Genomic DNA, 651 nt, shown 5'->3' on the forward strand with positions numbered 1-651 from the left:
GCTGCGACAGATCCTGCGGCAGCCGGGGAGGCGCCTGATGCGCGAAATAAACAGGGGCGCCCACGACGGCCATGCGCAACGGTGGCCCGATCGGCACCGCAATCATGTCACGTGCGATGGTTTCTTCCAGCCGCACGCCCGCATCGAAGCGCTCGGCCACGATGTCGGTCAGGCCTGAATCGATGGCGAGTTCGACCTGTATCTCCGGGTAGTCGGGCAGCAGGCGCCGCAATGCGGGCCAGATCAGGATTCGGGCGGCATGGTCGGAGGTCGTGAGCCGGATCGTGCCTGAGGGGCGCTCGGACAATTCACTGATGGCAGCGATTTCGTCGCTGATACTGTCAAGCGCAGGGACAAGGGTCTGGAGTAACCTTTCACCGGCGAGGGTGGCCGAGACCCGTCGCGTGGTGCGTGTCAGTAGCCGCACGCCAAGGCGGGTTTCAAGCCGTCTGACCGTATGGCTGAGTGCCGATTGCGACGTGCCAAGCCTTGCCGCCGCACGCGTAAAGCTCTGCTCTTCCGCTACGGCCAGAAAGGCGTTCAGATCGACCAGATCATCGCGTTTCATTCATGAAAATCCAACATAGGTACGTGCCGATTATACGCGCTAATCGTTTGCGCAGGATAATGGTTTTATGACTCATCGCCCCG

Annotated in this window: 1 protein-coding gene; it reads right to left on the reverse strand. The window is 61.3% G+C overall.

Translation table 11 applies throughout. The annotated features are described in order from the left end of the window. Positions 1 to 568: LysR family transcriptional regulator (locus P792_RS38050; RefSeq protein WP_035440555.1), on the reverse strand; the 568-nt coding region annotated here is incomplete at its 3' end. Positions 569 to 651 lie beyond the last annotated feature (83 nt).

This window comes from Asaia sp. SF2.1 (genome assembly GCF_000505765.1).
Taxonomy (GTDB): domain Bacteria; phylum Pseudomonadota; class Alphaproteobacteria; order Acetobacterales; family Acetobacteraceae; genus Asaia; species Asaia bogorensis.